We start from the raw sequence: 23481 nt of genomic DNA on the forward strand, positions 1-23481 counted from the left end.
ATGGGATGGATTAATCCTGCAAGTGTGTTTCCAGATCCTTTATTTCGCATAGTCTGGTTGATTGAATTGTTGGTTTTATTATTTATTATTTTGGCAGGTTCACGTTTTTCTCGTAAAAGCTGGATCGGTACGACAATCTTATTTGTACTGGGATTGTGTGCTCTTCTGCCGGGGTATATTTATCAACTAACTCATCCAGATCCAATAGGCGCGTTAATTGATATTCCATTATTATTGATGTTCCCGATTATGTTGGTCAGTCTGATATGGGCAATCGTCATCTGGATCTATCGATGGTACAGTAGACAACGTTCACGCTCTTCTACTACAAGTTAACATCACAAAAACCTCTTACTTCGATAGATCACCGAAATAAGAGGTTTTTGCTTTTTATCTATAAGAATAGACTACAGATAGGACTGGCAATTATTCGTCTTTTTGCAATTGCTCTACTGTCGTACGTATAATTAATTGTAGTGCTCGGGACATTAAGTTGATCGGCAATGTCGGAAGACTTGGCTTATGCAGAGCCATTTCTGTTGAAGCTGGAAAATGAACAAAGCCTGCACTAACACCCGGACTGGACTGCTGTACATAATCCAGCATACCGTACATGACATTGTTACAGATAAACGTTCCGGCTGTATTGGAAATAACGGCTGGAATCCCATTTTCAATCAATCGATCAGTGATCACACGAATCGGTAACGTTGAAAATAATCCATCCGGTCCATTCGCCCGAATCGGTACATCTTGTGGACGTTCGTTACGGTTATCAGCATAACTGGAAGCTTCGATGTCTTTGATATTTACTGCAATCCGCTCCAAATTAACAGCTGTACGTCCTGCTGCAAGCCCGCAAGCGATAATGATATCAGGCTGAAATCGCTCCACCTCAGCAAGCAGTAATTCGACACATTCATCATAGTGTACAGGTAACAAGATCGTATGCAGTTCTAACGAAATATCTGTAAATGAATAATCTTCCATCGCTTGCAATAAAGACTGTGTTGGATTGATAGTATGACCACCAAATGGTTCAAATCCAGACAATAATAGTTTCATCATTTACCGCCTCCTGTATCGTATACGGGTGTGCTATTTGTAGAAAAAAAAGACCTTTGCTTTGTTTACAGTTTACATGAAGTTGATCAAGTTGGACATTGACATTTAAAATGGATACGTTACAATTAAGATATATATTTATGAAAATTAAATTTTGCAAAATCATTTTTAAAGGAGATGGAATAGAATGTCAGTCTACGATTATTCAGCAACAACAATTGATAAAGAAGAAAAGTCTCTTGCCGATTACAATGGTGATGTACTCCTTATCGTGAATACAGCAAGTGGTTGCGGTCTAACTCCTCAATATGAAGGTCTGCAAAAATTATACGATACGTATCAAGAACAAGGATTCAAAGTACTTGGCTTCCCTTGTAACCAGTTCAAAGGACAAGAGCCAGGCACAGAAGAAGATATCAAATCTTTTTGTCAGGTGAACTATAACGTTAGTTTCCCGCTATTCTCCAAAGTAGATGTGATTGGTGAAACTGCTCATCCATTGTTCCAATATCTAGTGAATGAGACTCCTGCTCCTTCTCGTACAGGCGAGATCGAATGGAATTTTGCCAAATTCTTGGTTGACCAAAAGGGAAATGTGGTTAAACAATATCCATCACGTCTTGATCCAGCAGAAGTAGAAAGTGATATTCAAAAAGTACTTGCTGGTGAAAAGTTAAACTAATTGTATGCTGAATACAGTTGTTAAATTGTGGTAAAATAATGATGAAGTACTACTTTTACACTAACTAACTGGAGGTCGATGAACAATGGCATTAACATTTACGGATATGGTAACAAAAGCAAGAAATAACGTACCTGGTGTATCTTCTGAAGAAGCACGCAAAAAAATCAACGCACAACCTGAAACATTTATTATTGATGTACAGGATGCTAAAGACGCTGGAGCTTGTGGTCTAATTCCAAGTAGCGCTAATATCACGTTGGGTATGTTGCCAATTCGTGCTGATCTACAATTGCCAGAAGAACTGCGCGATGGTCGTTTGTCAGATCGTTCACGTCCGATTCTAGTGACTTGTGGTGCAGGCGGACAAGCTGCTCTTGGTGCTTACCTTCTTAAAGAAATGGGCTTCACTGATGTAGCTTATATCGATGGCGGAACAGCAGCATGGAAACAAGCTGGCTTTGAAGTCGAAGAAGCATAATTTATTTTCCTCACAACTATTATTGTCTATTTATTTTTTAAAAGAAGCCTTGAAGATTGCTTTCAAGGCTTTTTGTTTATCGTCTTTTCTACATTACATACTGACTTGATTGTTGTTGATAAGGGTAAATAATCATGGCTATTATTTGTAATCGTTCTCATTTTTGGATTTTTATAAAAGTCGTTCTGATGTTGCTAAAAGATTATTTTTATAAAAAAGGCGAAATAGAGCGATATTCCTGCTCAAATGGGCTTAATCGCTTATTAAAAGTAGATACTCTTCTACATTATAGCGATAACCTTCACTTTGCTACGTTTAACATGCCTAACTAAATGGGTAATGTTTTTCACAGCCGTACGCAGTCTACGCCGAGATTGGTACTTTTGAGAGTTATGGTCTCTCTTCTTCCTCCGGTGGCAGGTCGTTCGCTTGAAAAGATCAAGGGGGTAATAATAGATGAGTCGCAATGTAACAATGATGCAATTTTTTGAATGGCATGTCGAGGCTGATGGTTCACACTGGAAAAGATTGCAGGAGACAGCAAAAGACCTTAAAAAAGCAGGAATCGGAACGGTATGGATTCCACCGGTAACCAAAGGGCATACACCACAAGATACAGGATACGGTGTGTATGATCTGTATGATTTGGGTGAATTTGACCAAAAAGAATCGGTACGTACTAAATATGGTACCAAAAAAGAATTGCTAGATGCGATTGCTGCCTGTCACCGACTTGGAATCAATGTGTATACCGATCTAGTCATGAATCACAAAGCAGGAGCAGATGAAACCGAAGCATTCCATGTCATCGAAGTCGATCCGAATAACCGGACAGAAGAAATTTCTGAGCCATTCGAAATCGAAGGTTGGACGAAGTTCACTTTCCCGGGTCGTGGCGAAGAATATTCTGCTTTCAAATGGGATTATCATCATTTCAATGGTACAGATTATGATGCTCGTGCAGAACGCACAGGTATTTTCCGTATTGCTGATGAAGGCAAACAATGGAATGAAAATGTAGATAATGAATTTGGTAACTATGATTATTTGATGTTTGCTAACATAGATTATAATGTTCCAGAAGTTCGTGAAGAAATGATCAACTGGGGTAAATGGATGATCGATACCACCCGTTGTGACGGCTTCCGTCTGGATGCTATTAAACATATTAACTATGAATTCCTACGTGAATTTGTAGGCGAAATGATCAACAAACGTGGACAAGATTTCTATATCGTTGGCGAATTCTGGAATCCTGAATTAGCTGCTTGTCAGGAGTTCTTGGATACTGTTGACTATCAGATCGATCTATTTGATGTATCACTACATTACAAATTACATGAAGCTTCTCAATCAGGAGCGGCTTTTGATCTTTCGACGATTTTCAACGATACACTGGTACAGACTCACCCGACCAATGCAGTAACATTTGTCGATAATCATGATTCTCAACCAAATGAAGCGTTAGAGTCATGGATCGAAGATTGGTTCAAACCATTAGCATATTCATTGATTTTGCTACGTAAAGATGGATATCCTTGCGTATTCTATGGTGATTATTTCGGAATCGGTGGCGAACATCCAGTAGAAGGTAAAAAAGATATGCTGGATTGCTTGCTATACTCTCGTTACCACAAAGCTTATGGTGAACAAGATGATTACTTCGATGATGCCAATATTATCGGTTGGGTACGTAAAGGTAGCGAAGAGATCGAACGCTCTGGTTGTGCAGTCGTGATGTCTAATAGTGATGGTGGCGACAAACGGATGTTTATCGGTGAAGATCATGCTGGTGAAATCTGGGTAGACATGACCAATGCACGTGAAGATCATATCACGATTGAAGAAGACGGTTGGGCGACTTTCCCTGTCAATGGTGGTAGCGTATCGGTATGGGCATTGCCTGAACTGGATATCGAACATACAGAAGACAATGAAGATGACAGCTGTGTGGCTGTTCCTGAAGGAGAAGAATTAGAAGCGAACGTTGTAACCGATCATGATCACCATGAATCTCATGACAATGAACCTGCTAATTCATAATAGTCGATCATAAATCAAAGCGGAATATCTCCTTATACAAAGGAGATATTCCGCTTTTTTTGCTATATAATTAAAAGAACATATTAATTGGATTGAAACTGATGATAACTTACAAATTCAGCGACAGGCTTGCGGTAACCGCGAGGTCTTTGACTGGAAGTATCTTCTTTGCCAATAGTAATCATCATAACAGGTACATGGGTATCTGGAATATCCAGTTCGTTCATAACTTGTACCGGATCGAAGCCGATCATTGGACAAGTATCCCAGCCTTTTTCTTTGGCGATAAGCATCAATGCCATAGCAGATAGACTTGCGTTACGAATCGCTTCTTCTTTTTGAAAAATCTCGCCTCGATCTTGATAAAACTGGATCGTAGAAGACACGGTCTGATCATATTCTTGCTTGCTAAGTATTCCTAGATTGAACATACCTTCATAAATCTCAGCTGTATGCTGGTGAGCTTGTGTATTGCCCAACACCACAATCACAGCCGATGAAGTAAGTACTTTATATTGCTTACCAGAAGCTTCATACATTTTCTGCTTACCTTCAGTATCGTTAACGACTACATAATGAACATGTTGCAAATTAAAAGCAGAAGGTGCAAGCTTAACAAGGTTGAAAATTTCATCTAATTCTTTCTCAGTGATCTGAATATCCTGTACAAATTTGGTTGCTGATCTTCTGTCTTTGTATACATCCAAAAATTCTCCCAATGTATTTCCCTCTTTCTTATAACTAATTTATAGTATATATTCTTTTATCGGTTAGTTATTATAAATATGTATACCTATATTCAAAAAGATTGGAGTTCTACGATGGAAAATTTTAAAGATCGATTTAGCGAATCTTTTTTACAGCATTTTGTTGATGTGATGATAGAACAATCTTCCGAGTTCCAAGCAGATCTATTTTTGCAACAGATTTATGATGATCGGTGGCACGAACTTGCTTTCAAACAACGGTTACGGCATATTGCTGAAGCGATTACGGTTGCTCTTCCTCTACCTTATCCGCAAGCTATCGATATCTTAATTCAGGCGGCTCCCTACTGTCGGGGTGTAGAATATTTATTTTTCCCGGATTATGTAGAGTTAAATGGTCTGGAGCATTTGGATGTGTCAATATATGCTTTGGAAGTATTCACTGTGTATTCTAGTGCTGAATTTGCTGTACGTCCTTTTATTATTCGATATCCGGCACAGATGTTAGAGCAGATGGATCGCTGGATCGTAAGCGATAATGAGCATCTACGCCGTCTGGCGAGCGAAGGATTCCGTCCACGCTTACCCTGGGCGACCCAGTTGCCTTTATTTATTCAAGATCCATCGCCAACGCTAGAACGATTAACCAAGCTTAACAACGATCCTTCGCTTTATGTACGTAAAAGTGTAGCCAATCATCTAAATGATATTGCCAAAGACCATCCTGATCGTATCGCCGAGTTAGCTCAACAATGGTATGGTCATCATACTCATACAGATTGGATTGTTCGTCACGGCTGTCGTACACTGCTGAAGCGTGATCATCCTGCTATATTGCAATTGTTCGGCTATATCGCCAGTGAAGACGTACATATAACCCATTTTCAAGTACAGCCGACTACAGTGATGATGGGCGATTATGTTGAGTTTTCATTTACACTGGTTAACGAATCGGCTACAGAGCAATCGTTGCGGATTGATTACGAGATTCATCATATGAAAGCAAACGGCAAAAATGCTCCTAAACGGTTCAAATGGACAGCCAAATCTTTTGCTTCTGGCATCCATGTTATGAGTAAAAAGCATCTATTTAAAGAAATTACTACACGTAAATATTATGCAGGTATTCATTATGTATCGATCTATATTAATGGTGTAGAGCAAGATAAAGCTTCATTTCAATTACAACTTTAACTACGACAGGATAGTATGATCTATACTATATAACTGCGATAAATGACTCTGATTCTAATAATAAAAAAGAATTCCAAATACAAAAAGCAGGTAAACCGTGGATATACTCCATAGTTTGCCTGCTTTTTGAAACGATTATCGTTAAACGATAACCCTTTTACTTCCTTTGAACATATATTATTTTAAAACGCGAACGCGTTCTTCAAGCGGCTTGAACTCTTTGTCGCCTGCAGGTGCTGTTGGCTTACCAAACGGCATTTCTGCAACCAATTTCCATGATTCTGGAATATCCCATTCTGCTTTGATCTTCTCATCAATCAGTGGATTGTAATGCTGTAGTGAAGCGCCATAACCTTCAGCTTCAAGCAATGTCCAGATCAAATATTGATGCATACCGGAAGATTGTTGTGACCATACCGGGAAGTTATCTTGATATGCTTGGAACTGCTCTTGCATACCACGAATAACCGACTCATCTTCGAAAAATAGGATGGTACCATAACCAGCTTGGAAGCTATCCATTTTTTCTTGTGTAGGGCCGAATTTGTCAGCAGGCACGATTTCTTTCAAAATATCAGTAGTAAATTGCCATAGTTGATCATGTTTTTCACCTAACAACACAATTACACGAGCACTTTGAGAGTTAAATGCGGATGGTGTATGTAGTACCACCTCTTCTACAATCTCTTGAATACGTTCGTCAGAAGTTACAGCTTCTTTGCTAATACCATAGATACTTCTTCTGTTCTTCATTGCACTAAGTATATCTGGATTCGTCATTACAATCATCCTCCTTCAATCAAATTGAGTACGGAAATATAATGTGGTGCTCCTATGTTATTTACCCATTGTGATAAAAAACTATCAGTAACGTACAAAAATAAAGAGAAATACAATGTACTTTCTTGATCTATACATCTGTAAAGCTCGCTATAAGTATAGAAAAATAATATATATGTAGAGACACGATCATTTCATTTGTTTAAGGATTTATCTCTTTCGTTTAATACTACTTAGAATTCAAAATTATTATCCAATTAGAGTCGCTAGGAGGGAAATGAGCATGATTGAGATCGGACTTACCGGATTCGGAGATCATCCCGAACTCTATGGCAAAATCAAAGCGCCAGAACGATTACCTACGTATAGTGAACATTTTCCTATCGTTGAAATAGATAGTTCGTTTTATGCCGTTCAACCTGTCAAAAATGTAACCAAATGGGTAGAACAGACGCCTGATCATTTCGGATTTGTATTCAAAGCGTATCAAGGGATGACCGGGCATTTACGCGGGAAAAAGAACTATTTCGATACCAAAGAAGAAATGTTCCAAGCATTCCATGTGTCGTTGCAACCGGCGATCGATGCAGGCAAATTAAGGATGGCGTTATTTCAATATCCACCATGGTTTGAATGTAATCGTGACAATGTCGATACCCTGCGCGAAACACGTGAACTCATGGTCGATATTCCTTGTGCTTTAGAATTTCGTAACCAGACCTGGTATATGCCAGAATTCCGCGAAAAGACACTGGACTTTATGCGTAAAGAAGATTGGATTCATACGATTGTTGATGAACCTCAAGCAGGCATGGGCTCGATTCCGATCATTACCGCCGCTACTTCCAAACAAGCAACCTATGTAAGGATGCATGGACGCAATGTAGATGGCTGGCATAAAAGTAGTGATCCAAATTGGCGCAAGCTCAGATATCTGTATAAGTACAATACCGAAGAGTTAACAGAATGGCGGGATCGACTGCTAGAGATTCAGAACCAGTCCGAACATGTCTATGTAGTATTCAATAACAATTCGGCTGGCGATGCGACGCCAAATGCTAAAGAGTTAATTGAGATGTTAGCTGACAAAAATGTGTTGTCTGAAAAACATGATATCGGAAGTTCTTCATCATAGGATATTTTAATGTAGTTTATATCGCTATTTTTGTACGTAAAAAAAGTCATATCTCTTATTAAGAGATATGACTTTTTGCTTGGTCTCATTTATGAAAATAAATCAACAGCATCTTGTGGTACATAAGTCTGTACACCGTTATGAATCACATTGCCTTTGAGCTTCACCGTTTTGCCATTCCAGTCTGCTGTATTTTTAAATACAGGTAAGCGTAGTGTATCGTTGCCTTTTGTTACGACTACGACTGGATTACGAGCATCAGTCGCATCCCATTTAACAGTAGCGCCTTTAGCTGCAAAAGCAGTTTTGGCTGGTACAAATAATTGCTTCGATACATTTGCTAGATCCACTTGCAATGCTGAAGCCATATAACCAGCGATATCACTATTTTCAACCACTCCTGTTAACTGTACACCGCCCGGTGCATACGAATACAGAACCACTTCACCGCCCGTATGACCGCCTGTTGTCCAGCCGATATGAGCACGTTTGCTAATCATTGGACCGACCGCGTAATTCATACGTCCTTTTTCGGCTGCTTTGATTGTAGCGATCTCTTCTTTTGTCAGATCCGTAATACCATAGTATTGTTTCATCACTGCTTTGATATTGGTACGGTTACTATTGAATTTCTTTTCTAATCCTTCACCGGTTGTTTTTGCTTTTTTCAACGGAGCAATAAAGGTAGACAACGGTTCTTCGTCATATGTTCCGGTTGTGCCTGCATCCCCAATCGTAATCCCGCCGTTACCATGATCGGTAGCCGCAATCACTAATGTATTCTGATCTTGTTTGGCAAAAGCAAGTGCTTTCGCAACAGCACGATCAAAAGCATTCACTTCACTAATAATCCCGATCGGATCATTGGCATGAGCGGCCCAATCCACTTTACTGCCTTCTACCATTAAGAAAAATCCTTCTTCATTTTGGGAAAGGACTTGAATCGCTTTGTCTGTCATTTCCGCTATACTTGGTTGCTTCACAGGATCACGATCCATATCGTTTGCCATCGCTGTATCTGCAAACATTCCCCATAATTTGCCGGAAGAAGCGGCTTTTAGTTCTGCTGTATTTTTAACGATATTATAACCAGAGCTCGCAATCACTTTGGTCAAATCTTCGCCATCTTCACGTCCTGCTGGTGTAAAGTATGTCGCTCCGCCACCAAGTACCACATCCATACCTGCATACACTTGTTGTTCGCTTAGAGCATCATAATTGCTTCGATCTGGATAATGAGCACTAAAGTCTGCCGGAGTCGCATGCATAATTTCAGAAGTCGCTATAATCCCTGTCGATTTACCTGCTAATCTTGCTGCTTCTACAATATTGGCAACAGGTTTTTTAGCATCACCAGGCGCTAATTTGGGAAGCCCTGGCATTGTATTTTGATCAGGCAATACGCCTACATAACCAGTATGTGATTTGAATCCTGTAGCAAAAGCTGTTCCTGCGGGAGCCGAGTCAGCGATAGCGGCATCCGCAGAATATGTACGCACAAGTCCGCTTGCCATTTCATCCAGTGCTAATGCTTTGCCTCCATTATACCAACGGGCTAACGTTGTACCATCCATGCTCATTCCATCTGGAATTAACATAATCACATTTTTGGCACGAATTTCTGGCTGTTCTTTACTCGCCGCACTAACCGTTTCACCAGCAAGACCGAGCAGTAATGAGACAGCCAGTGTACCCGCTGTAATAGAAAGCTGTAGCTGATTTAATTTGCGTTTGTTGATCATCTTAAATATAACAATCATCCCCTTTTTTCTTTATGAATAGGATGATTGTAGCAATCAATGATCAATTGAATACCTTTATTACGTGCAATCTTTGTTAAAATCAAACCTAATCATTAACGCTATATTAAATCTTTTATTTGATATGTCATTATTCAAATAAACCTTATAAAACCTTTTATACAGGCAATATTTACACATTATTCACGATTTTTTTATAGATTTCAATCGCACTTGCACGTGATTGTTTAAGATCAACGATCGCATTTTTTTGCGGTTGATGAATTTCTTTCGCAGATAAGTGTTTTAGCTCTGGCATCCATTCACGAATATAGTCGCCTTCTGGATCATACTTGGCAGACTGAGTTACTGGATTAACTACCCGGAAATAAGGAGCCGAATTGACACCTAAGGAAGCACACCACATCCAGTTGCCCCGATTGATCACATTATCATAATCCAGTAATTTGCGACGGAAATACTGCTCGCCTAATGTAAAAGGACATTGCAGATTTTTGGTCAAAAACATACCGGATAAAATCCGCAACCGATTGTGGATTCGCCCTGTTTCATTAAGCTGTCTCATCGACGCATCTATAACTGGAATGCCTGTTTCTCCTTTATACCATGCTTCAAAATGCTGATCGGTCAATTCAGACAGATCATACTTGTGTTCATATTTAAAATAATGCTCATCATAGATCGCCTGATATAAGTAGAAATCACGAAAAGATAACTGTCTCACCCATTCTTCGTGTCCCTGTGTACGCAAAGCATCGTCAAGCATCTGCCGAATCGAGATCGCTCCAATCGTCACATGTGGATTCAGATCGCTAGAGGGATCAATACTGTAATAATCGCGTTCTTCACCATAATCAACCATTTTACTTTGGAGAAATGTATGCAAGATCGGTTCTGGATCTTCTGCCGGTTCATAATCATCCAATGAAAAAGGTAAATCAAATTCATCCGACAATGGTAAAGGATCACGCGAAACATGCAAGTCTTTGAGACTGATACTAGACGCATGATTAGGATGCTGTTCGAGAAAGTCTAACCATTTACGATGAAAGGGAGCAAACACTTTATAAAATCCATCTTTGCCTGTGAAATCTGTAAATGGCTCGACATCGATTAACATATGATCGACAAGTAATGTAAAAGCGACATCGGCTTTGTCTGCAACAGCTTTTAATTTGCGATCTCGTTCTTTGGCATACGGAGTAAAATCGCGGTGAGTCACCACTTCATCAATATCAAGCTTGTCCAATACCTGCTCTAACACCCTATCAGGCTGTCCATATACGATATGTAACGTTTTGTGTTGAGCTTGATATAACTTCTGGAGACGATGCACATGGCGTAGAAAGTTCACACCGCTATGCTCTTTTTCTCTTCCTTTTCGCAATAAAAAAGGATCAATAATCAGTAGATGTACACTTTGTGCTTCGGCTTCATGAATATAATTAAATCCGACTAGATCATGAGCTCGCAAATCTTTGCGATGAATAAATAATTTCAAAAGGAATTCCTCCTATAATGTACGTCTGCTACTCTTTATTAGGGATTACCCTTTTGCCGTACTTTCATTCAATCGTTCAATGATTTCAGTCAACGTCATATCTGTCATAGATGTTAATCGTAGATCATGATGTTCAAATGGCAAAAAGGATGTCACCGGATTCGGCACAATTGTACAGCGTAATCCGGCGGCTTTGGCGGCAGTCAATCCATTTAACGAATCTTCAAAAGCCAGTGCTTCGTACGGTTCAACTCCAAGCGCTGTCACCACCTGTGTATACAATTCTGGATCAGGTTTCACTTTCATGACATCATCACTGGTGCGAATGACTTGAAAATAATCTGCCAATCCTAGCTTCGTCAAAAAGCGCTCAATCCATGCACGATTCGAGCTGGTTGCCAGACCTATTTTCAATCCCAATTGCTGTGCTTCGGCTAGATACTCATGTACACCTGCGCGAGCTTCTAAATGTTCCATTTTCTGATCGTGTAAACGGCTGACTGCTTGATCGACTTCTGCTGAAATACCTGGTTGCTTCAATGTGAGATCAATATAATCTAGAAATTCTGTTCCATGTGTACCAATACTCGGTGCGAATTGTTCTAACGCTAATTCCATCTTATACGTACGCAGTACCTCTTGATAACATTCAAACCACACACTTTCCGTATCCAATATCAATCCATCAAAATCAAAAACGACCGCTTTTATCATTCCCTTTTCTCCCCTTTAGTCCAAGTATTTATCTACATTTATTTAGTCGTTAAATCGGTTATCACATCAGCTATTTCACTATCTCTTTTCTTCTTAAACATTTTGTCTGTTCATGTAATCTTTTGTCAAACGATTAAGACAGATTGTTTAAATCACAATGCTGTCGGGTAATGTTAACTATCAGCGAGTTCGAGCTAAAGCATAGACGGCTTGTTGATCATTTAAAAATGATTCCTTTACATTAAATACAAATTTATTCTATTTGAACAGGAGATGTTAATGATGAGTAACGATAACGGTTTGGGCGATAAAGTAAAAGGTGCAGTATCTAAAGCTAAAGGCGAAGTGAAAGATCAAGTAGGTAATGCTACAAATAACACTTCTCTACAAGCAGAAGGTAAAGTAGATAAAGCTAAAGGCGCAGTACAACAAAAAGTCGGCGAAGCAAAAGACGATCATCACCGCCACTAAAATTAAATTTCACCACAATCCCCTATAGCATATGCAGTCATAAATATATTTTATAAAAAAACTCACCTCATTATGATACGAGGTGAGTTTTTTGTTGCTATTAATTAGTCTTATTCTTTCCCTTTTACAAAAGTACCCGAATCCATCATGATCACAGTAGTAGAATCATCTACATCGGCATCATTATATACAGTATGCGTATATTCAGGAGCAGGAAGCGGATGACTAGCATCTACTCGATAAAAAACACCGTATTCGTTGTAAATCGTGCCCACTCTGTTTTGCAGTTCTTCCATTTGTGTAGAACTTGCCAATTGTTGATCTGTAACCTCATTAGCACTTGCAAAGCTATGCATAGCTACACCAGCAGTCAGTACAAGTGCACTCGCTACTGTAATGACACTTAACTTCTTCATCATAATCATAGACAAATCACCTACTTTATTTTATATGTACTTTTTAAATTTAACATTTTTTAGATAATAATACTATTTTAAGGTTAATGATTTTCGAAAATAAACTATTTAAGATCTTTCTTGGCGATCTGCAAACAAAAAAATAATGAATACTATGAAAGAAATCAATACGAAATACATATTTTCTACCCAATCGAGTTTATATAATGTATCTGTAAACAAGCGATAGAGCACAATCAAGATACCGGATACCACCATAGACAAAATAAAGCTGATAATTTTCTTTTTCATATATTATATTTGCATCCATCTCATGATGTCATTGTGGGATGTCCTTTCTTCTAGTTTGTTGAAGTTTTCATTCTAAACTTGTCATCTATATAAATCAAATACCTTCTCAAACAAAAAAAGACCCAATTTCTTGGGTCTTTTCGTATATTTAGCAGTGATATTCTATTTCTTATTTAACCCATTGTACGATTTCGTCTAGAGATCTTCTTGCTTTAGGGCGTAATTCTTTTTCTGTACGGTAGCCAAAAGCAGCCATAACACTTACGCCGTACTCGCCACTACCCATTAGACCTGCATCGCTCAAAATTTGTTCAACTGCTTCTTTTTGGAAGCCTTCGATTGGACAAGAGTCGATACCGATTTCTGCCGCAGCCGTCATCATATTACCTAGTGCAATATAGGTTTGTTTGGAAGCCCAGTCAAAAAGAGCACGTTCGCTTTCCAACAAGTTCAAGTCTCTTTCTTGGAACTCTTTATAACGTGGAAGAATTGTTTCGAACATTTCTGCTGGCATTTGTTTTACTTCGATCATTTGATCACGCAAATAATCAGAATCATAACGTACATCTGTACGCGCCAAAATGACTACAAAATGACTTGCTGTTGGTAATTGACCTTGTGCACCCCATGTAAATTCACGTAATTTCTCACGCAATTCCGGGCTTTGGATCACTAGAAATTTCCAGGGCTCTGAACCCACAGAACTTGGTGACAAGCGACCTGTTTCTAAAATAAATTCAAAATCGTCTTCCGAAATTTTTTGCTCTGGATCAAATGCTTTGGTAGCATGTCTTGCTTCATAAGCTTGCAAAATCTCTTGTTTGCGTTGTTCTTTATTCATGGATATCTCTCCTATGCCTATAATTTATTCTCTATTATAATATGCACGATATATAACATACTTACTTTTAAATACCAAAGATAGTATAACGTTTATATCGTTTGTCGTCAATTGGATCACATTCAATTTGTGGCGATTGGTTTAATATATACATAAGCCTGTTATGATATACGTTAGACATGCTGTAAAGGAGACGACTTATGAATACATATCCAACCACAGTGCCACGTACGATTGCACGTTTTATCTTTGCACTCTTTTTTATAGCGGCGTGTGTAGCTCACTTTATTGAAGTTGATGGATTTGCCAAATTATTACCTGTCTTTGTTCCTTTCAAAAGTACATTAATTATTTTGACAGGGATTATCGAATTAGCATTAGCGATTCTGATCTTGATTCCTGCCTGGCGTCAACGTGCGGGTGTATGGACAGCATGGTATCTAGTGCTGATTTTCCCGGCAAATATTTATGCAGCGATTTACCAGATTCCAGCACCGGGTCAAGCGTATACTGATCCTGCTGCTCTATGGATTCGCTTGATTTTTCAGCCATTGATGATCTGGTGGATTCTATGGTGTACCCGCCCACCGAAGCCACGTACAGACTAAGTCTATCCCAATCCAAACAAAAAGCACTGGTGAAAGAAAGATGCCAGTGCTTTTTCTTATTTATACATATGCATGCACTTTAGGATTGTATTCCTGATACGCTGTCTGCAATTGGTTCAGTGTTAATGCGCTATCTTCGATAATAGCTTTACGCTTTGCTTTGAGTACAATCTGTTCAATATCTGCAAAGCTACACCCATGTAGCATCGCTGATGCTGATTGTTCCAGACTTCCTATCGTAGCAAATGAACCAATCAGTAAATGAATATACTGCTGACGATCCTGCTCGGACGGCATACCATAATCCATCTTCGTATCAAAACGCCGCCATACTGCATGATCTAACTCATCTGCTAGATTGGTCGCCGCTACCAGAATACTTTCTCCTTCAAATTCATCCATACATTGCAGTAGCGTATTAACGACCCGTGACATCTCTTTTACTTCATCGTTGTTATCACGAGTACGTGCAATCGCATCGAATTCATCCAGAAATAACACACAAGGTGAAAGACGGGCAAAATCAAATATTTTGCGAATATTCGAAGCTGTTTCTCCTAAATGGCTATGAATAATCGTATCCAAACGCACGAGCACTAGCGGCAATTGTAGTCGCTCTGCTATATAAAAAGCAGTTAGCGTTTTGCCTGTTCCCGGAGGCCCTGACATCACTAATTTGTTAGGCATAGGTACATCTTGTTCGATAAACTTTTCTTTCATATCCAGGATCATCATAAATTCATCTATAATACGTTGATTGCACTCATTTAGCACGATATGTCTTACTTTGCGAGCACATTCTTTAGGCATATATACAGTCGCCATATCTGTTCCTTTTGCTTTGGGCAAACGGCTGTTATTTTTATTGGTTTTGTTCATACAGGTTAACAACTCCTTGCTCCACTTTATTAATAGTAATCATTACTATTAAACAGTTTAACAAGTTTTGCACTGAAGAACCAGTCTTTTCTTTATAGTTGTATTGTCTATTTGGTAGTAACGATAGTGTAATTGCCTGATAAATGGGTAGCAAACTGAATCGCTTTGGTTGTCGGATTGTAGTTGGTTAATTTGCCTTTCAAATATTGCTGTGTTCCATCTGCATATTCTGCACAGACAGAGAGATGATTCAGTTGAGACGCTGTTAATTTTTTGTCAGGCAATGGAAGAGCGATCCATACATCTTGAGGCGAACTGGTATCAGGGATCACGACTTGTAAAGTAGTTCCTACTGCTCCTTGTGGGGAAATCGTTTGACGGTCGCTACCTAACCGAATTGTCATATCTGTATGATCAGATTGCAATGCTTGGCGAGGAATCGTCATTCTACCATGCCAGGCTTGGATACTAATTCCCAGTTGGGAGTCGGCAAACAATTTTTGAGCACGTGATGTTAATACTACAGCTAGTTCAGCCGCAGGAGGCATTTCTGGAGGAGCAGGCATACTCAAGTAAGCTGTACTTCCTGTATCTCTACGCAACATATCTACTGTTAAAGCAGCCTCTTTCACATCAATTTTGGCGGTATCTTGTAGATATTCATTATCTTTTAGTAGACGTTGTACTTGCATAGAAACAGGATGCCCTTTTTGATCGGTATGCATAAGCGCTTCAGATACAATTGTTCCAACAATGGATTCATCTGCTGAAGGATTCACCATATGTTCGTCTGGCATAATATCGGTCATACTTGGTGCTTCTGTCGGAATAGTTACAGCAGGTTCAGGCTCGGATCTATATTCATCCTGAACTTCAGTCACTTTGCCGGATTCATCGGTACTCATCATCGCATACGCTTTATTTTGTTGATGTTCATTCGTCAATTGTATAGGTAAAAAAGAAGTTGTCGTTATGGCTACAATAGATAAGGATGCCATCATCGCTACAGGGGTATGAATATATTTGTTCATTTTTTGAATGAATAAGCGTAATTTCATCCTGATAACCTCCATTAATAAATGTTATAATCTGGAATATCAGATTACTATTAGTATAATATATTCTGCTGAACATTTCCTGAACATTCCTACTTTTAGTAAATACTTCCTATTCCTAATTTTAACTTTTTTCCCCTCCTATATCGCTTAATTTCTGAATATAAAACCACCGAAATTTGACTTCTTATTTACAGTTATTGTTTAATTTAAGTGTAAACGGGTAATTACAAAGGAACTCTCTTTGAGGAGGTACAAACTAATGGGATTTATGGAAAATTGGAAAGCACTTCAGAAGTACTCTGCTAATGCAGCAGAACGGTTTTTGACCATCTATCTGAACACCGAACCAACTGCCAACACCCAGCCGGAATGGAAGCTACACCTCAAGAACGGTTTCAAAAAGCTTGCTGAATACACTGAAGCCGGTGACGAACGTAGACATTTAGATAGCCTACTTGCTCTACAGTCGAAAGTCGAAGAACGCGTGGAAAACAGTCGGAATGATATGAAAAAAGGTCTGATTATCGTAGCAGATTCATCTGGTGGATTATTCTTTTGTGAAAAAGTACAGATTGGATTATCAAATGCTTTTTATTATGAAGCAGAACCACGTTTAGAAGAATTACATGCGATTACGTCCAAATGCCCTGCTGCGGGTATCGTGCAATTGAGCAGTGATTCGGTAACTATTATTGATAGTCTACTATGTGAGATTAACAATGAATATTATTTTGAATGGGATATTGTGAATGATGAGTGGCGTGAACGTCCAAGTCAGAGTACAAGCGATCTCAAGTCAACGGTGAACAAGCAACGTGAGGATTACAAAGAACGTTGGGAAGTTGATCAAGCTCGTTGGGTCAAACGATTGACTCCGATCATTGAACGTATGGCTAGAGAAAAGCAGTGGGAAGAAATTATTTTAAGCGGTGAAAAAGCTGCTGCTTCTCATGTGAAAGAAGCTCTGCATACAACCACACCGATTCATATTGTTCCTAAAAATCTAAACAATATGAAATCACGTGAAGTGTTACAAGAAGCTTATGCTGTTCTTCAATCGTAAAATGCATATGTAATCTATGATTTGATTTCTAATAAGCATAATCATAATGGATCATTGACATGATAGTGAAAATAACAGCCCTCTATTTGCTGGTTCTTAACCATAGATAGAGGGCTTTTTTAGTATATATTTATAGGAACATTTGTTCTTATTATTATTTTGTGATAAGGTGGATATCATAGCAGTGTATCGTATACACTTAATAGCAAAAGGCTAATCATCACTTAACAACGGATATAGCTTGTTTGCATAGTATACGATTGATAATGATGATAGGTAAGGAGGATAGTATATGCGTATTTATGTGACTGTCAAAAGTCTGGGCAAACGCAAAAATGCTCTAACTCGTGAACCTCTAGATATTCTTAATGTGCCTGGCACATTGCGCGACTTTTTAACTGAAGTTGTTCAAGAAAATGTACGTGCTTTTACAGAGCGTCAGAGCAATTCTTCATTGCTCTCTTATTTAACACCAGAGCAGGTTAATGAACAAGGCGAAACAGGTAAAGTTGGATTTGGTCATATGCATGATGATCGTATTCCTGATGAATCTGCTGCTATTCAAGCTGCATTGTTGGCTTTTGAAGATGGACTGTATAAAGTATTTATTCGTGAACAAGATATTGAACATCTGGATGATGTTATTCAACTCTCTGATGGAGATGATGTTGCTTTTATTCGATTTACAATGCTGGCTGGACGCCTATGGTAAGAAAGGGGAGTATCGATAATGAGTGAACGCAATTATTATGGTGAATATCTTGAACATTTGCAATCAGTGACTGCTGAGCTAACAGGTCAACAACAGCAGATTGCTCAGTGCTGTGTACACTTTTACGAGCATACGTATATTAGTAATAGTGAGGATGAAGTCGAACAATTAAAACAGATATTAGAGGTAAAAAGTGAGACACAGACTGTGTCATTTGAACCTTTAATTGAAGTCGTAGAACATTTATCAGATCAAGCGACTGCGGATAAATTCCGTTATATTACACAACATGCGACCGAATATCCGTATAGTGTAGGTTATTACCGTCGTCCTTATCGTACAAACGATATCTCTTTACATATAGAAGCTATCTTATCTCAACTTGTGTCTCTCTTTTTCCTGAATGCTTATGAGTTCGATCTGATGACGTATTTGACTGATCGCAATTATCCGCTAAATCAGGATTATCGTGTACAAAAAGATGCGATTGCTATTCATATCGCTTACGCATGGGATCACGATCAAGCTGAAGTGAAGCAAGCGTTACATGACATTATTTATGGAGACAATCAGACTGCTCTATTCGATCGCTTGATGATTGAAGGAATGCTGATGAGTCATCAACCTGAAGCATACCAGATGATTAGCGAGTTACTGGTAGCGGCTCGTCTACAAGAAGGTCTGCGTCAAAGTATCGTCGAGCAACTGGATGAAGGTACTTTAGAAGCGACGATGACTATACTTCGTACTATTATTGAAAATGATCTGATTCGTTACAGCTCTATCGTGCGTGCATTAGGAACATGGACAGGTATTAATCTGGAAGCGACCAATCCACGTCTATCCAAGCAACTCATCACACAAGCGTATGAAGCATTAACAGACAGCTCTGTACGAGAAGAATGGTTAAGCAGTGAGAATGCGAATCATATCTATATGAGCCTTTGGGCAACTGCTGTACATGAAGAACAGGATGTCTATGATCGGATTCAACATCTAATGGATACAGGAGCACGTTATCAGAAGATTGTAGCACTCTATGTTCTTCGAAATAGTCAGAATAAAGATTTGCGTCTACGCATTGCACAGCCTCATCTGTCTGAAGAAGATGATGAATTACGCTACTGGGTACTGGTGAACTATGATTATGAATGTAACTACTCATGGCAAACGATCAATGATACGTCCGCTCTTCAATTGGTTGTTCCTCGTACCCCTTTATTAGAAGATAAAGACGTACGTAGACGTGATTTTGAACATTTTCGCCATCTATTTTTAAGTCTTAATGGACGTGAGATCTCATTCCAATCGAGCGTACTTGATTTTGTACAGGTGAGTTATTCTGCAGATCTGCCTGTCAAAAAAATGCTGTATCTAGCGGCTTATGATATGGATGAACAATGGATCAGTGAGATTTTGCAATTAAAAGATAAATTAAGCCCTGATCTACGGGGAACTATACTACAACATTATCTTTCCAATACAAATGCACCGGAACAACGTCAATTTGTGTTTGCTTCGTTGTCTGACAAAAGTATGTCTAATCGGGAGTTAGCACTCAAACAAGCTAAAAAGCTTACTTTAATCGATCCTGAATTACAAAATATCGAAAATCTACTCAAACTCAAAACAGGTTCATTGCGTCAAGGTTCTATTCAATTGCTACTGAATCAACCTGCGGACTCACTAGATGCTACAGTGGAACGTCTGATCCAAAGCAAAAGCGAATTGCAACGTCTAGCTGGACTGGAGACGATCAGCGAATTACAAAGCAAACCAGAGCGTTCTGAGCAGTATGAACGTTTGCTTCCCTTGATCGAAAAAATCTCCAAACCAACAGCCAAAGAACAAGTATTGATCGACAAATTAGGGGCTTCCGAGGAATATAACGAAACCAATGGCTTTGGATTGTTTGATCCGCAAATGATGGATACATGGTTAAAAGAAAAGCCAGAACAACCTGATTTCCAGTTGAATCGTGATGTATTTACAGTGGAACCGAAGCGTATCACCGATTTTCTACAAGGATTAAACGATCTAATACATGAACATCGAGATCATGAATATACAGTCGAATACTATAGTGGTTATAACGAAACGATGTTAATTGGTAATCGACTCGATGGAGGTTGGTACAATCGTAATGAGGATGTAACAACGCCTCAAATCGAGCGCTATCCTTTACCAGAGATATGGCAACACTATCTGCAACAAAGTGAACTGCCAGCAGAAGGTATATTGCAGTTATATTTGTACACTCAGGCTGAAATGTATGAGCAGACATTGCGCGATTTATACAGTTATTTCTCCGATCAAATGGATTATATGGAGTTAGGCAAACATACGTTATTAGAAGGCTGGCGCAAAACATTTATCGAATCGATTTATCCATTAGAACAAATCTTAGAAGTACAGACATTCTACAAAAATCTTCCTTATCGCCAACAATTAGATGAGCTGGTTCGAGCGTATTTGGAAGATAGTGATAAACAAGCTACTTTCGCTATGGTTCGGGATGCATTGATTACAATGATCTATACGTTCCCACAAGAAAAAATACAAGAAGAAAGTGGTCTTTTTAAATTTTTGATTTCACCGTGGCGTCTGTTAGTGCGCAGTCGTCTTTATGATCAAGAATCGTCGATGCAAATGTTCCATATCTTTTATACATTGGAGTTTTATTATGGTCAGGATGGTCTACTGGGTACAACTGATTATGCACGTGCCTATGAATGGGACAAAATCAGTGATAACGAAATCTACTCCAAAATCATGAGCAGCGATTTGAGCCGCCAGTTTATTCGAGAATTAACATCTCAAAATATCAAATATGCTAGCCATATCAATCTCAAAGAATATCCTAAAATGATTCCGATACGAGATAATGTCCTCTCTCGTATTCTAGAAATCGAACTTAGCCGTGGAGAATTGGTAACTGGCGTGACTTCACTGGCAATGAATATTGAACGTGTAGAAGGTACTGAAATATTTATTCGTATTTTATCGAATCTACAAAAAGAAACGTTTGTACGAGGATATATTTACGGGTATGGCAATAGTATTACGAAAAAAGAAACGTTCAGTCATTTGCTCAAAAATACGTATCCTCTAGAAGGCGAAGATGAGCACACGCTAGAGTCGTTACTTCAGCAATATCCTATCGATGATAAAAAGTTACTTGAAGCGGCAATGTATGCTCCGCAATGGATAGAACTGATCGCCAAACATCTAGGTTGGAAAGGTCTACGTAGTGCGGCATGGTATTTCCATGCGCATATCAATGAGACATTTTCGGCGGAAAAAGAAACGATTGTCGCTCATTATTCACCGATCTCACCACAGGAATTTAACGATGGTGCATTTGATATTGTCTGGTTCCGACAAGCTTATGATGAATTAGGAGCAGAACGATTCGATATTTTATATGAATGTGCTAAATATATCTCAGCAGGTTCGAATCATCGTCGCAGTCAACTGTTTGCAGATGCTGTACTTGGCAAGCTTGATCTGGCATCGATCCAACAATCGGTAGCCGATAAGCGTAATAAAGACCAGTTGCTGGCTTATAGCTTGATTCCACTCGCTTCGGGTACCAAGCGTGATGCTGATATTCGTCAGCGGTATGAATTTATCCAATTGTTCCTGAAGCAAAGCAAAACATTCGGTGCACAACGTCGTGCTAGTGAAGGCACAGTGTCTGCCATTGCATTGGATAATTTGGCACGTAATGCAGGTTATACCGATGTTACCCGTCTACAATGGGATATGGAATCACGCAAATTGGATGATTTGCTCAGTTATTTTGAACCACACGAGATTGAGGAAGGATTAAAGGTCTCTCTTGTTATTGATAGCGAAGGGCAGACTAGCTTAACAGCGATCAAGCAAGATAAGCCGCTCAAGTCAGTTCCATCACGTCTGAACAAAAATGAATATATTATTCGTCTAAAAGAAGTCAAATCCGAACTGACCGACCAATATCGTCGTGCCCGTCAAGAATTAGAACGTTCCATGACGAACAGCACCACCTTTACAGCAGATGAACTGATCAAATTGTCACATAATCCGGTTCTTGCTCCACTGGTCAACAGTTTGGTATTACAAACAGACAACAAGCTTGGTTATATAGATGGAGCATCTTCTGTATTGCGAAGTCCTGACGGCACAGAGCATCCGTTACAATTAGACGATCAAGTGATTATCGCTCACCCTGTTCATCTTTATGAAAGTGGTCAATGGAGTCTATATCAACGTGATCTGTTTGACCGTCAACAACGTCAGCCATTTAAGCAAGTATTCCGCGAATTGTATATCCCTAACGAAGATGAGAAAGCTAACGGTACACTATCTCGTCGTTATGCGGGTTATCAGATTCAACCGAACAAAGCGGTCGCTTTATTACGTGGAAGAGGTTGGACAGTGAGTTATGAAGAAGGATTGCAGAAAGTGTATTACAAAGAAAATATTATTGCGAATCTGTATGCACTCGCAGATTGGTTCTCACCTGCGGATACCGAAGCACCTACACTGGAGACTGTACAATTTTATAATCGTGCTACGTATGAAATGTTGCCATTTGATAAAGTATCGCCACTTATTTTCTCTGAAATTATGCGCGATGTTGATCTAGTCGTAAGTGTGGCTCATGTTGGCGGTGTAGATCCAGAAACAAGCTTAACTACGATTGAAATGCGTCGTGTGATTGTTGAAGAATCGCTACGTTTACTTCATATTGATAATGTACAAGTTGAAGGCAATCATGCTCGCATAAAAGGAAGTCTGGGCAATTACAGTGTGCATCTTGGTAGTGCGATTGTATATCAACAAGCGGCTAGTGCTCTGCATATTATTCCTGTACATTCTCAGCATCGGGGACGATTATTTTTACCATTTATGGATGAAGACCCGAGAACAGCAGAGATTTTGTCCAAAATCGTAATGCTTGCTCAAGATCAGAAGATTAAAGATCCACAGATTCTAGCACAATTACAACCGCAACAATCTTCATAACGTTATCGTAAATAGTGAATTTGAACCGGGGAACAATCCAACGTATATCCCAAAGTATGTAAGTCTCTAC

21 protein-coding genes are annotated in these 23481 nt (G+C 39.1%); 11 read left to right on the top strand and 10 right to left on the bottom strand.

Going from position 1 to position 23481, the window contains the following annotated elements; translation table 11 throughout:
* Complete coding sequence (locus tag QE450_RS18795) at window positions 1-336, top strand: hypothetical protein (RefSeq protein WP_307301262.1); 336 nt, start codon at window positions 1-3, stop codon at window positions 334-336.
* 90 nt (window positions 337-426) lie between these two features.
* Here the strand turns inward: QE450_RS18795 and QE450_RS18800 are convergent, their stop codons facing one another.
* Window positions 427-1068 (bottom strand): pyroglutamyl-peptidase I, encoded by a 642-nt coding sequence (locus tag QE450_RS18800; protein ID WP_307301266.1) that lies wholly within the window; start codon window positions 1066-1068, stop codon window positions 427-429.
* 184 nt (window positions 1069-1252) lie between these two features.
* Between QE450_RS18800 and QE450_RS18805 the strand changes: the two genes are divergently transcribed.
* The 3 genes from QE450_RS18805 (at window position 1253) to QE450_RS18815 (ending at window position 4271) form a co-directional block, all read left to right on the top strand.
* Window positions 1253-1747 (top strand): glutathione peroxidase, encoded by a 495-nt coding sequence (locus QE450_RS18805; RefSeq protein ID WP_204826009.1) that lies wholly within the window; start codon window positions 1253-1255, stop codon window positions 1745-1747.
* Window positions 1748-1832: 85 nt separating this feature from the next.
* Window positions 1833-2228: a rhodanese-like domain-containing protein gene (locus QE450_RS18810; RefSeq protein ID WP_204826008.1), complete on the top strand. Its 396-nt coding sequence runs from the start codon at window positions 1833-1835 to the stop codon at window positions 2226-2228.
* Between the two features lie 456 nt (window positions 2229-2684).
* Window positions 2685-4271: an alpha-amylase gene (locus QE450_RS18815; RefSeq protein WP_273614045.1), complete on the top strand. Its 1587-nt coding sequence runs from the start codon at window positions 2685-2687 to the stop codon at window positions 4269-4271.
* A gap of 83 nt (window positions 4272-4354) precedes the next feature.
* Here the strand turns inward: QE450_RS18815 and QE450_RS18820 are convergent, their stop codons facing one another.
* Window positions 4355-4990, bottom strand: coding sequence for a nitroreductase family protein (locus tag QE450_RS18820; protein ID WP_307301270.1), 636 nt, complete (start codon window positions 4988-4990; stop codon window positions 4355-4357).
* 102 nt (window positions 4991-5092) lie between these two features.
* Between QE450_RS18820 and QE450_RS18825 the strand changes: the two genes are divergently transcribed.
* Entirely contained in the window at window positions 5093-6172 is a 1080-nt protein-coding gene (locus tag QE450_RS18825; RefSeq protein WP_307301271.1) for a DNA alkylation repair protein, read from the top strand.
* 177 nt (window positions 6173-6349) lie between these two features.
* Here the strand turns inward: QE450_RS18825 and QE450_RS18830 are convergent, their stop codons facing one another.
* Complete coding sequence (locus QE450_RS18830) at window positions 6350-6952, bottom strand: nitroreductase family protein (protein ID WP_307301275.1); 603 nt, start codon at window positions 6950-6952, stop codon at window positions 6350-6352.
* A gap of 283 nt (window positions 6953-7235) precedes the next feature.
* On the opposite strand from QE450_RS18830, the gene QE450_RS18835 reads away from it, so the two are divergent.
* Complete coding sequence (locus QE450_RS18835; protein WP_307301276.1) at window positions 7236-8087, top strand: DUF72 domain-containing protein; 852 nt, start codon at window positions 7236-7238, stop codon at window positions 8085-8087.
* Between the two features lie 89 nt (window positions 8088-8176).
* On the opposite strand, the gene QE450_RS18840 is transcribed toward QE450_RS18835, so the two are convergent.
* The 3 genes from QE450_RS18840 to QE450_RS18850 all read right to left on the bottom strand — a co-directional run bounded on the left by QE450_RS18840 (window position 8177) and on the right by QE450_RS18850 (window position 12062).
* Complete coding sequence (locus QE450_RS18840; RefSeq protein WP_373462005.1) at window positions 8177-9847, bottom strand: alkaline phosphatase; 1671 nt, start codon at window positions 9845-9847, stop codon at window positions 8177-8179.
* A gap of 172 nt (window positions 9848-10019) precedes the next feature.
* Window positions 10020-11348, bottom strand: a complete 1329-nt coding sequence (locus tag QE450_RS18845) for a cryptochrome/photolyase family protein (RefSeq protein WP_307301278.1) — start codon at window positions 11346-11348, stop codon at window positions 10020-10022.
* A gap of 45 nt (window positions 11349-11393) precedes the next feature.
* On the bottom strand, window positions 11394-12062 hold the full coding sequence (locus QE450_RS18850; RefSeq protein ID WP_307301281.1) for an HAD family hydrolase: 669 nt from the start codon (window positions 12060-12062) through the stop codon (window positions 11394-11396).
* A gap of 282 nt (window positions 12063-12344) precedes the next feature.
* Between QE450_RS18850 and QE450_RS18855 the strand changes: the two genes are divergently transcribed.
* A complete protein-coding gene (locus QE450_RS18855) occupies window positions 12345-12533 on the top strand; it encodes a CsbD family protein (RefSeq protein WP_274171516.1) in 189 nt (62 codons plus the stop codon).
* 110 nt (window positions 12534-12643) lie between these two features.
* Here QE450_RS18855 and QE450_RS18860 read toward each other — a convergent pair whose 3' ends face one another.
* Together QE450_RS18860 and QE450_RS18865 are read right to left on the bottom strand one after the other, a co-directional pair.
* A complete protein-coding gene (locus tag QE450_RS18860; RefSeq protein ID WP_307301284.1) occupies window positions 12644-12958 on the bottom strand; it encodes a hypothetical protein in 315 nt (104 codons plus the stop codon).
* Window positions 12959-13409: 451 nt separating this feature from the next.
* Window positions 13410-14081 carry an NAD(P)H-dependent oxidoreductase gene (locus QE450_RS18865; protein ID WP_273614054.1) on the bottom strand — a complete coding sequence of 224 codons (672 nt, stop codon included), beginning with the start codon at window positions 14079-14081 and terminating at the stop codon, window positions 13410-13412.
* A 200-nt stretch (window positions 14082-14281) separates the two neighbouring features.
* Here QE450_RS18865 and QE450_RS18870 point away from each other — a divergent pair, with 200 nt between their 5' ends.
* Window positions 14282-14689, top strand: coding sequence for a DoxX family protein (locus QE450_RS18870; RefSeq protein WP_307301286.1), 408 nt, complete (start codon window positions 14282-14284; stop codon window positions 14687-14689).
* Between the two features lie 60 nt (window positions 14690-14749).
* On the opposite strand, the gene QE450_RS18875 is transcribed toward QE450_RS18870, so the two are convergent.
* The gene (locus QE450_RS18875) at window positions 14750-15568 is read right to left on the bottom strand and encodes an AAA family ATPase (protein ID WP_273614056.1); all 819 of its coding nucleotides are present in this window, start codon (window positions 15566-15568) and stop codon (window positions 14750-14752) included.
* 107 nt (window positions 15569-15675) lie between these two features.
* Window positions 15676-16626 carry a hypothetical protein gene (locus tag QE450_RS18880; protein WP_301262673.1) on the bottom strand — a complete coding sequence of 317 codons (951 nt, stop codon included), beginning with the start codon at window positions 16624-16626 and terminating at the stop codon, window positions 15676-15678.
* 259 nt (window positions 16627-16885) lie between these two features.
* Between QE450_RS18880 and QE450_RS18885 the strand changes: the two genes are divergently transcribed.
* The 3 genes from QE450_RS18885 to QE450_RS18895 all read left to right on the top strand — a co-directional run bounded on the left by QE450_RS18885 (window position 16886) and on the right by QE450_RS18895 (window position 23411).
* Window positions 16886-17689, top strand: coding sequence for a VLRF1 family aeRF1-type release factor (locus QE450_RS18885; RefSeq protein WP_273614058.1), 804 nt, complete (start codon window positions 16886-16888; stop codon window positions 17687-17689).
* 292 nt (window positions 17690-17981) lie between these two features.
* Window positions 17982-18401 (top strand): hypothetical protein, encoded by a 420-nt coding sequence (locus tag QE450_RS18890; RefSeq protein ID WP_307301290.1) that lies wholly within the window; start codon window positions 17982-17984, stop codon window positions 18399-18401.
* A gap of 18 nt (window positions 18402-18419) precedes the next feature.
* Entirely contained in the window at window positions 18420-23411 is a 4992-nt protein-coding gene (locus QE450_RS18895) for a DUF4132 domain-containing protein (protein ID WP_307301292.1), read from the top strand.
* The last annotated feature ends 70 nt before the right edge of the window (window positions 23412-23481 follow it).

Source organism: Paenibacillus sp. SORGH_AS_0306 (assembly GCF_030819345.1).
Taxonomy (GTDB): domain Bacteria; phylum Bacillota; class Bacilli; order Paenibacillales; family Paenibacillaceae; genus Saccharibacillus; species Saccharibacillus kyungheensis.